Source organism: Thalassotalea sp. G20_0, from assembly GCF_017744175.1.
GTDB lineage: Bacteria > Pseudomonadota > Gammaproteobacteria > Pseudomonadales > Endozoicomonadaceae > Endozoicomonas.
Genome location: NZ_JAGHQV010000086.1, coordinates 1 through 10412, shown reverse-complemented (window position 1 = coordinate 10412; position 10412 = coordinate 1). Strand labels below are relative to the sequence as shown.

Sequence of the window (10412 nt, the reverse complement as noted above, 5' to 3'; positions counted from 1 at the left end):
ATCTCGACAGTATGATCTTCCGCATTCCGTGGGTCTGAGGCCATGGCCGGTATTACCAGAGAAGCCGCCTCACCATGCAGAAATGGACTGGGCACTACCACACAGCGAGACTGTGCAGGCACTCCGGAGCGCATCCGGAACCGGTCGAAGCTGCCCAGAGCGGCCAGGGTTGCCGAGGTAACAATGGCTGCATGAGCAGGATTCCACAGCGTCTGCCATAAGGTCATGGAAGACATGATCGGGCTGCTGAAAACCTCCAGTTCTTCACCAAAAGCACCTTCGCTCCATTTCAACCAGCGGGCGCTGGGCGGCTCTCCCTCCGGATCTTTGATGGTGTAGGTCAGCCAGAGTTGAAAATGGCTCTCCATACGTGACTGCATGCCACCGATTTCAGGATAGAGCTGTTCCGCCTGCCAGCGATCAATACCGGGAACATCGCCGTCCATTGCATCGTCCAGGGCTTTGGCTATCTTTTCCAGCATACCGCTGCACTTGCTGAAACCGGCTTTCAACCGTTCCGCCTGTTGTCGTAATGGTTCAGGCACAATGCCCTGGGGAAAGCGGTAATAAGCGACCTGACTCTCCCCCTGGGTGGTAAATTGTGTCTTTGGTTCAAACCGGGCAATGCTGTGCAGCATCTCCCGGGTATGACCCAGGGCATTGATCAGGGCATCAAACTCAGGCTGAATTCGCTCCAGCAATTCACCCAGCTCTCCCGGCAGGGTCTGCTGGGTCAGAATCTTCTGCAGATGTCGTCCGGCTTTCTCCAGCCAGCTGGCCGTGCCCTTGACTCTGGACTGACAGGTAAAATGATCAATGGCTTTATCTGGCAGGTGGTGGCCTTCATCAAACACATAGATGGCATCCTTTGGCTCAGGGAGGATCGCACCGCCTCCCAACGCCAGATCCGCCAGCACAAGGTCGTGGTTGGCAACCACAACATCGGCATGCTCAAGGTCACCACGGGCTTTATAAAATGGGCACTGCCGGAAATAACCACAACGACGTCCGCTGCATTGGGCATGGTCAGTGGTAATGGTTCGCCACTGTTGGTCTTCCAGGGCATCAGGCCAGCTGTCACGGTCACCTTCCCATTTGGCAGCGGCAAATGCTTCCAGCATACTCTGGTATAGCGCCAGGGAGGACTGATCGTTTTCCAGGGTGTAACCATCGTAGGCGAACATATCCATTAACGAGGCAGTCGCTTCCTCTTCCTGAAGCAGCCGGTCCAGCTTACTCAGACAGGCATAACGCCCACGCCCCTTGGCCAGGGTGTAAGAGAACTTGAGTCCGGTTTTTAAAATAATGTCCGGCAGATCTTTATTAATGACCTGTTCCTGAAGGGTCACGGTGGCCGTGGCAATGACCAGACGTTTTTTCGCAGCCTGAGCCATCACCACCGCAGGTAACACATAACCCACGGTTTTTCCGGTGCCTGTACCGGCTTCAATCACGGTAACGGAGGGGTCGGAGATTCTGCGGCCTTCACTGTCGGTGTTAATATCTCCAAGTGCTCGGGCAATCTCGGCAATCATCTGCTTCTGCCCCGGTCGGGCCTTTAGCTTTTTACTCTCCAGAAAAGCACTGTACGCTTTCTGGATGGCTCTCTTCTGGGGTTCGTCAAGCACAATGCCTATCGCTCTGTTGGAGTAGCTGGTTTAAATAGGCTGATTGTATCCTGTTTCATCACACTGCACAGCGGTGAATACCACAAACTCTATTCAATAAACGATACGGCAACCGGGAGTAAAATTCAGAATCCTGACTCTCCCGGGTTTTAAACGGATCAAATTAGACTCGACATTGACAAAGGTAAAGGATCAGAATCTTCAAAATCAAACAATTCTCTGATGTCAGTGTGTTTGATCTCATTCAATATATCCATTATCCGCACTGGTTCCGGGTTCAGGTCCGTTTTATTATCCCGTGTGGCGGCACGATAGATGTCGACAGGTAAAGAGACCACACTGCCAGCCAGCCCAATAACAGCAAAAGCAACCGCAGCAACCGCACCAAGTGCGACTCCGGCAGGAACGGCGAGCAAAAAACTCGCATAAAATCCGATAAGAAAACCCGTATCGCCCGGTGATTCCTCAGAGCCCGGAAAAAATAAACATTGAATTAATCGACCAACGGTACTGCCAATAATGTCACCGGCTAAACCACAAATGCCACCGACAGTGATTATCGGCGCAAAAAGCCCAGCTTGTGCACCTATACCCGCCATTTTCAGAATCCGATTTTTGGCGGCATAAAATGGATAGATCAAACGATCTTTAAGTGAAGGCTTTTCATCGAATGATCGGTTATTTTCAGTCTGTCTTATGGCATCGGATTCAGTGGCCGTCCTTCCAGCAAATTGACCGTCTGTACGGTTGGGGATGGATCCTGAGACCGTTGAATCAAACTGCCCGGTAATGTTACTTATAGCCTGCATGAGATCCCTCCATGGATTTCAATAAGATTGATCAGAAATAATTTCTGACTTTATTTAAGTACTGCATCAAATCCTACAGCAGGTTTATCCCCTGATCCCATAACAACAGGGTTATAAATACTGACAGAAAAGCAAACAATTAAGTAAAAAATAAAAAAAGGACACCCACTAGGAGGTTGACCGAGAATAGCACCCGAAGCGAGGATGGCAGAAAATTGAGGATAAAAAGTCGGAAATTTTTAGACCAATTTGCTGCCACCGCAGTAGGGCAGTCTATTCTCGGTCAGCCTCCTAGTCCCAGTCAACAAACTGGCTGAGTTCAGGCATTTTGATATCATCCCATATATCCATTACCCGCACTTGCTTTGGGTTCAGGTCTGCTTTGTCAGCCAGTGTCATGCCATGATAGATATCAAACGGTGAAGCCAGCACGCTGCCAGCCAGACCAACAACAGCAAAAGCAGTCGTAGTAAACACACCTAGAACAACGGCGGCAGGAATGGATAGCAAAATTCCTGTATACAATCCGAGTAAAGCACCAACTTCACCCGGTGGGATATTAGAGTTCGGAAAGAATAAACTTTTAATTAATCCACCAACAGTATTGCCAATAATTTCACCGGCTCCGACACATATAGCACTTGCAGCGTACATCGGCGGATAAACTCCAGCTTGTGCACCTATAACAGCCATGTTCAGTACCCGATTTCTGGTGACATAAAATGGATAGATTAAACGATCTTTAAGTGAGGGTGTTTGATCGAATGATCGGTTATTTCCAGTCTGTCTTGTGGCACCGGATTCAGTGGTCGACCTTCCCTCAAATTGACCGACAGCACGCTTGCGGGTGGGGCCTGTGACCGTTGGATCAAACTGTCCGGAAATTTTGCCTATAGCTGGCATAAGACACCTCCATAGATTTCGATAAGATTGATCAGAAATAATTACTGACTTTATTTCAGAGCATTTGCTGCACTAAAATACTTCAGCAGGTTTATCCCCTGCTCCCATAACAGCAGGGTTATAAATACTGACAGAAAAACAAACAATTAAGTTCTTAACAGCCTTTAGCTTTACAGCTCTTGCGGCAATAGGTCAGGGCCTGTTAACGTTTCGCTGTAAGTTCAGCAAAGAAACGTCAACAACCCCTGACCCGGATATTGATGTCCTAAGTTAAAATTTTGTTCATGCGTTTTGCATATACCGTTTTCGGGTAGTTACCATGTCCATTAACCCCTCACATTGCCCCTGTGGCTCCGGAAAAACATTCACCGAATGCTGCCAGCCTTATATTCAAGGGAAGCCAGCCCCAACAGCGGAAACATTAATGCGCTCCCGTTATACGGCTTACACACTGAGCAATATTCCCTACCTGGTTGCCACAACACACCCCGGGCAACAGGAAACCATCAAACAGCAGAAAGTCTACCAGCAATCAAACGGTACGCTGTGGCAAAGGCTCGAGATTGTCGATACAGAGGCAGGACAAGCGGCGGATCAATCGGGCATGGTTGAATTCAAGGCCTGGTTCAGGGAGTCACTCTCAGGCCCTGAACAAATTCACCATGAACGCTCTTCTTTTATTAAAAAAGAAGGGCACTGGTATTTTGTCTACCCCAAAATGGCACTGGTCAAAACAGAAAACGCGGGCAGAAATGATCCCTGCCCCTGCGGCAGTGGCAAGAAGTATAAAAAATGCTGCGCACCATAAAGACGACAACTTTTCCGAGCTATCATAAGTACTTACCGAGAATCAATAGACAGAAATCAAAGAACTTGACACTCAAACATGGTAGCATCACCTACCTCATCAGGTTGCTTCGACAAACGTAATAACCTGACAGGCAAATTCTCGGCTTGCCATTCATGGTTAAGCGAGTCAAACCAGTCAGGGGACAACATGGGAATGCTGTCCGGACTGAATATAACAGCCATGAACGAGAAGTACGGTTCAGAAGCGATCAGATCTGCCCGGGGAACTGACCCGGGATCCGCCAGAGCTGATGTTCACTGCCCACCTCTTGTTGCCATGGTAAAAAAAGCTCAAATCAAGAGGACTGACAATGACCATTTTCAAAAAACTGGGACTTGCCATTCTGGGGGCAGGCTTTGCAGCTATCTCCTCCACTGCCAGTGCAGCCCCATCCAGCCAGCAGTTTGTCACCATTGGTACCGGCGGTGTAACCGGCGTTTACTATCCAACCGGTGGCGCTATCTGCCGCCTGGTGAATAAGGGACGCAAAGAGCATGGCATCCGCTGTTCGGTAGAAAGTACCGGTGGTTCTATTTACAACCTGAACACCATCCGTGCCGGTGAGCTCGATATGGGTATCGTCCAGTCGGACTGGCAGTTCCACGCCTACCGGGGAACCAGCGCTTTTGAACAGCAAGGTGCCAACAAAGACCTGCGGGCGATTTTCTCGGTACACCCGGAAGCCTTTACCATTCTGGCCAGGGCAGATGCCGGCATCAGCACGTTTGAAGACCTGAAGGGGAAGCGCGTCAACATCGGTAATCCGGGCTCCGGTCAGCGTGGCACCATAGAACAGCTGATGAAACTGTATGGCTGGACACACGACAGCTTCTCTCTGGTTTCCGAACTGAAAGCAGCCGAACACGCCAAGGCACTGTGTGACAACAAGATTGACGCCTTTGTCTATACCGTTGGCCACCCATCCGGATCTTTCAAGGAAGCCACCACCTCCTGTGATACCGTACTGGTCTCTGTTGCAGGCGATAAAGTCAACCAGTTGATCAAAGACAACCCTTACTACCGCACTGCAACCATCCCCGGTGGCATGTATAAGGGCAACGATAAAGACGTTCAGACCTTTGGTGTGGCGGCAACCTTTGTCTCCTCCACGGCGGCCAGCGAAGCCGCTGTCTACCAGGTGACCAAGGCCGTATTTGAAGATCTGTCCACCTTCAAAAAACTGCACCAGGCCTTTGGTACCCTGAAAAAAGAAGAGATGGTGTCTGATGGCCTCAGCATCCCGCTGCATGAAGGTGCCAGACGTTACTATCAGGAAGCAGGTCTTCTCTAAACTTTTTTTCCCTGATCCGGGAAGGTGTAGCAACACCTTCCCAAATGCAGGTTGTCATCATCCAGAGTGCTGCCTGAATTCTGCATGATGACCTATACAGCCCTCACCCAACAAGGGTCACAGGGCTGCACGGGGAAGCAGTGTCGTTTTTTGTTACCTCATGGATATTCCGCTTCCCCCCATTTTTATAAGGCCATGAGCCATTGGCTGAAGAATGCATCATTTCCAGAGCGCATAACTTCAATAACAACAGGTATATTATGGAAGCAGTAAACAGCGCCAAGCTGAATAATTCAACAGCAGGCTCCACCCGCTCTGCTGAACAAATGGTTAACCAGTCCGAACAGGGTGGCCGCCAGCTCATTGGCAAATCCAGACTGGTATTACTGGGCACAGCCCTCGGCTGGTCACTGTTTCAGCTGTGGAATGCATCACCTCTGCCGTATATTTTCAATATTGGCATATTTAACGATGGTCAGGCCCGGGCAATCCATCTCGCCTTTGCCATTTTCCTGGCATTTATTGCCTTCCCTGCCAGGAAAAAATCGTTTACCCATCAGGTACCCGTGACTGACTGGCTATTTGCACTGACTGGCAGCTTCTGCGCCGCCTACCTTTATATTTTCCACCAGGCGCTGGCGACCCGTGCCGGGGCTCCCGTTATCCCGGATCTGGTTACGGCAGGTGCAGGTATGCTGCTTCTGCTGGAAGCAACCCGCCGGGCACTGGGACCACCACTGATGGTGGTTGCGGCGGTTTTTATCACCTATGCCTTTGCCGGTCCTTATATGCCGGATGTGATCGCCCACAAAGGTGCCAGTCTCAACAAGGCGCTGTCGCACTTCTGGATCACCACTGAAGGTGTCTTTGGTGTTGCCCTGGGAGTTTCCACCAGCTTTGTTTTCCTGTTTGTTCTGTTTGGTTCACTGCTGGAAAAGGCCGGTGCCGGTAATTACTTCATTCAGGTGGCATTTTCTCTGCTGGGCCATCTCAAAGGCGGACCGGCCAAGGCTGCCGTCGTATCATCCGGCCTGAGCGGTGTGGTTTCCGGCTCGTCCATCGCCAATGTGGTCACCACCGGAACCTTTACCATCCCCCTGATGAAACGGGTCGGCTTTCCCGCTCACAAGGCCGGTGCCATTGAAGTTGCCGCCTCCACCAATGGACAACTGACGCCGCCTATTATGGGCGCTGCTGCATTCCTGATGGTGGAATATGTTGGCATCTCTTATATCGATGTTATTCGCCACGCCCTGTTACCCGCCGCGATTTCCTATATTGCCCTGTTTTATATTGTCCATCTTGAAGCCCTGAAAGCGGGCATGCAGGGACTGCCAAGAAGCGTCACCCGCACAAAGACTCAGGCACTGATGTCATTCACGGGCTCGTTTGCCGGACTCTGCCTGCTGGGTGCTGGCGTCTATTACGGTGTTGGCTGGACCAGACAGTATATGGGAGAGCACGCCCTCTGGATCATCACGCTGGCATTGCTGGCCAGTTATCTGATACTTCTGAAAGTGGCTGCCAGGCAACCTGATCTCATCAACAATATTGAAGATGAGATACGCAGCACTCCGGTACCCGGACCAACCATCAAGCGCGGTCTCTATTATTTGCTGCCCCTGGTGGTTTTATTGTGGTGTCTGACCGTTGAACGCTACTCCCCTGGCCTCTCTGCCTTCTGGGCAACCCTGGTCATGGTTTTCATCACGCTGACCCATAAAACCCTGATTGATCTGTTCCGGAAGGAGCAAACAACCACGCATCTGCAAGAAGGCTTTCTGGATCTGCTTGACGGGATGACCACCGGAGCCCGGAATATGATCGGCATTGGTGTTGCCACCGCAACCGCCGGTATCGTTGTGGGCGCGGTTACGCTAACCGGCATTGGTCTGGTAATGACCGAATTTGTAGAATGGGTTTCTGCTGGCAGTATCATTCTTATGCTGCTGTTCACCGCCATTATCTGTCTGGTGCTGGGCATGGGGCTGCCAACCACCGCTAACTATATTGTGGTGTCCACCCTGATGGCCCCGGTGATCGTAACCCTGGGCGCACAACATGGACTGATCGTGCCTCTGATTGCGGTCCATCTGTTTGTGTTCTATTTCGGTATTCTGGCGGATGATACCCCACCTGTGGGTCTGGCTGCTTTTGCCGCTTCGGCCATTGCACAGTCGGACCCGATCAAGACCGGTATCCAGGGTTTCACCTACGATATCCGCACCGCTGTCCTGCCGTTTATGTTTATCTTTAATACCGAGTTGCTGCTGATCGGCGTTGACAGCCTTGCACAACTGGCGATTGTCGTCTTTGGTGCCATTGCGGCCATGCTGGTGTTTGCTACCGCAACCCAGGGCCACTGGTTAGTGAAAAACCGCTGGTACGAAACCCTGGGCATGCTGCTGATCGCCTTTACCCTGTTCAGGCCAGACTTCTGGTGGGACAGGATTTACCCTCCCTATGAAACCCATGAAGGCCGTAACATTGTTGCCCAGGTTGAAGCACTGCCGGACCAGGCTGATGCACGCCTGTGGGTAGCAGGAGAAACCCTGGAAGGTAAACCGGTTAATCAGATGGTTATTCTCCCCGCTGGCGACCAGGCCACGGCTGATGACCGGTTCCGCCACATGGGGCTCGAGGTTCTGGTTGATGGGGATGACCTGACCATCGACATGGTTGACTTCAACAGCGAGGCCCAGCAGGCCGGTATTGATTTTGACTGGCAGATTTATCGTATGGAAGTTCCGGCAGAGCGACTGCCAAAACAACTGACCTGGATACCCGCCTTTATTCTGCTGTTGTTCATTTTCCTTGGGCAAAGACGCCGACAGGGCCAGTGCAGCTAAGGAATTGTCGTGGAATAAATTCCGCATGGCAGAAAGCCGGTTGTTTTACTCCGCTGTCATTCCCTGTGCAGGATGACAGCGGAGTGAACCGGTGGGTTTTCCCTGCCTGCGATGGAGGATTTTTGGCAAGGGCAAAGAGGATGTAATTTCTGTACCCAGGTTGAAATTTCATGTCATTGAAATCAAAAAATGGTAGCAGATCTGAAAGTTTTTCCCCCGCCGGGTCATTGCCTTTCCAATGCTCTTTCATCAGGAGTATATGGAAGAGTTCCATAACACAGCATTTCACATCAGCAGCATCGTTTATTATGCCTTTGTCTGAATGCCTCTTGGCCAGGTAATCCAACGTTTGCAGATTGATGGGATTGTCCTTGACAGCCTGGTCATCGCTGGAACCTGACCAGCCCTGACGTTGCCCCCTTCCTGGCCAAAGAGAAGGATAACGATGGCCATACGGCTCCCGACAAGGCTACAGAGTATAGCCGCACAGAATGCAAGAAACTTCTTAAAGACTATGGAGCCCAACCATCGAGCTGCCTTCTATTCTAAAGTGAGCAATAAAATTGAGTGGAGAACCGATTCTTGATTATTTCAAACCTCCACCTCATACTGCGCCAGGCTCGGCGCAGATCCTTTTATCTCTTCTGAATAAATGCCTTCTGGCCAACACCCACAGATTCACCTTTGACGGGTAATAACCGAACCATCCCGAAGCTCTGCCTGACTGGTGCCATTGCCGTTATTAGCGGTAATGGTGGCGACGATTCGCGCCCCTTCAGGAATCAGCGCCTTGAACTGTTGCCAGATATTCGTGTCTACCATTGCTTGCATTCCGGATAAACGTTCACTGTCTTGTGAAAATCGGTTCCGTACCTGACTTTTGGATTTAACGACATACGTCTTGTTAAAAAATTCTGTTTTTGTGGAACTTACCCTGCTGATTTTTTGTCCTACTCGGAGTTTTGAGTCAAATAGCGGGCTAAAGTAATGAATAGTGTCGGTGTAAACGGGGCAGATGTTCGCTTTAACTGTTCTTCTATCTGTATAAATGACGAACATATCAGAGGACAATTTGGTGGACACTCACTGGTGGAAACCTCTTGTAAACCACAAGGTCACGTTTTCCACCTGGGATGCATCACCCGACACCTTGATGAGCAGAGTGAAACAAGTCTTGATCAACGCCTATGCAGTGAATGCGAGCAAACGGCACTGCCACTGATTCGTAAGGACGGGGAAAGCGTCGATGACGACGAATCACCTTATTGTGAATCCCGAATGCTTAATGTCTGCCGTAGCGGTAATCTGAGAAAGCTGAACTGTTATCTGGACAAAGACAAGACGTTGGCCAATCAGCCTTACCGCTCGGCGCTCACCGGTCATCCTGAATACCTGTTAGCTGTCGCCTTAAAGCACCAACATACGGATTTAGCCTGGACTCTGATCGACCACGGTGCCGATGTCAATGCCGCCGATCATCAGGGTGAGACGCCCCTGCACACTGCTGCCAGAAAAGGTTATTGGGAATTTTTCATTTACCTGAATCCGACAGAGATCAATGCCGCCGATGGGGAAGGTCAAACACCGCTGCATATCACCGCTGCCAATGGGGATAAAACATGCCTGAAAAAACTCATTGAAAAGGGAGCGAAGGTAAATGCCACCAATAATAACGGCGAAACAGCCCTGCATATAGCTACCAAAATCAGCAAAACCAAGGCCCGTCAACAATGTGCTGCCATGGGCATAGATATCACTGGAACCCTTATTAATGGCAAGACCTTCGAACACTATACCATCGAAAAAGAAAACGACATTAGGTGTCTGCATGAGCTTGCTGATAACATAGGAGTGGACATTAATGCCCGTGATAACGACGGTATCACACCTTTAATGATAGCGGCCCTTTGGGGCAAATTAGATCACCTGACTTATTTGCTTGAAAGAGCGGATTTCAATATCGCTGATAACAGCGGCAATACGGCATTGCATTTAGCCGCTTGTTGGGGGCAAACCGATTGCCTGAGAAAACTGCTTGATAAGAAAGTGGATGTCAATGTCAAAACACATACAGATGGTGCT

9 protein-coding genes are annotated in these 10412 nt (G+C 50.3%); 4 read left to right on the top strand and 5 right to left on the bottom strand.

The features are described 5' to 3' along the window. The 3 genes from J7438_RS24030 to J7438_RS24020 form a co-directional block, all read right to left on the bottom strand. A partial coding sequence (locus tag J7438_RS24030; protein ID WP_209278590.1) for an ATP-dependent DNA helicase DinG occupies window positions 1–1628 on the bottom strand: 1628 nt, incomplete at its 3' end. Between the two features lie 158 nt (window positions 1629–1786). After that, window positions 1787–2437, bottom strand: a complete 651-nt coding sequence (locus tag J7438_RS24025; protein WP_209278589.1) for a hypothetical protein — start codon at window positions 2435–2437, stop codon at window positions 1787–1789. A 291-nt stretch (window positions 2438–2728) separates the two neighbouring features. Beyond that, entirely contained in the window at window positions 2729–3340 is a 612-nt protein-coding gene (locus J7438_RS24020; RefSeq protein ID WP_209204274.1) for a hypothetical protein, read from the bottom strand. A gap of 319 nt (window positions 3341–3659) precedes the next feature. On the opposite strand from J7438_RS24020, the gene J7438_RS24015 reads away from it, so the two are divergent. The 3 genes from J7438_RS24015 to J7438_RS24005 all read left to right on the top strand — a co-directional run bounded on the left by J7438_RS24015 (window position 3660) and on the right by J7438_RS24005 (window position 8330). Further along, window positions 3660–4148 (top strand): YchJ family protein, encoded by a 489-nt coding sequence (locus J7438_RS24015; RefSeq protein WP_209278588.1) that lies wholly within the window; start codon window positions 3660–3662, stop codon window positions 4146–4148. Window positions 4149–4500: 352 nt separating this feature from the next. Further along, entirely contained in the window at window positions 4501–5481 is a 981-nt protein-coding gene (locus J7438_RS24010) for a TAXI family TRAP transporter solute-binding subunit (RefSeq protein ID WP_209204276.1), read from the top strand. Window positions 5482–5741: 260 nt separating this feature from the next. Continuing rightward, window positions 5742–8330, top strand: a complete 2589-nt coding sequence (locus J7438_RS24005; RefSeq protein WP_209278587.1) for a TRAP transporter permease — start codon at window positions 5742–5744, stop codon at window positions 8328–8330. Here J7438_RS24005 and J7438_RS24000 read toward each other — a convergent pair. Together J7438_RS24000 and J7438_RS23995 are read right to left on the bottom strand one after the other, a co-directional pair. Continuing rightward, window positions 8287–8676 (bottom strand): hypothetical protein, encoded by a 390-nt coding sequence (locus J7438_RS24000; RefSeq protein WP_209278586.1) that lies wholly within the window; start codon window positions 8674–8676, stop codon window positions 8287–8289. The genes J7438_RS24005 and J7438_RS24000 overlap by 44 nt on opposite strands. Before the next feature lie 332 nt (window positions 8677–9008). Further along, on the bottom strand, window positions 9009–9152 hold the full coding sequence (locus J7438_RS23995) for a hypothetical protein (RefSeq protein ID WP_209278585.1): 144 nt from the start codon (window positions 9150–9152) through the stop codon (window positions 9009–9011). Between the two features lie 165 nt (window positions 9153–9317). Between J7438_RS23995 and J7438_RS23990 the strand changes: the two genes are divergently transcribed. Beyond that, on the top strand, window positions 9318–10412 hold a 1095-nt coding region (locus J7438_RS23990; RefSeq protein ID WP_209278584.1), incomplete at its 3' end, for an ankyrin repeat domain-containing protein.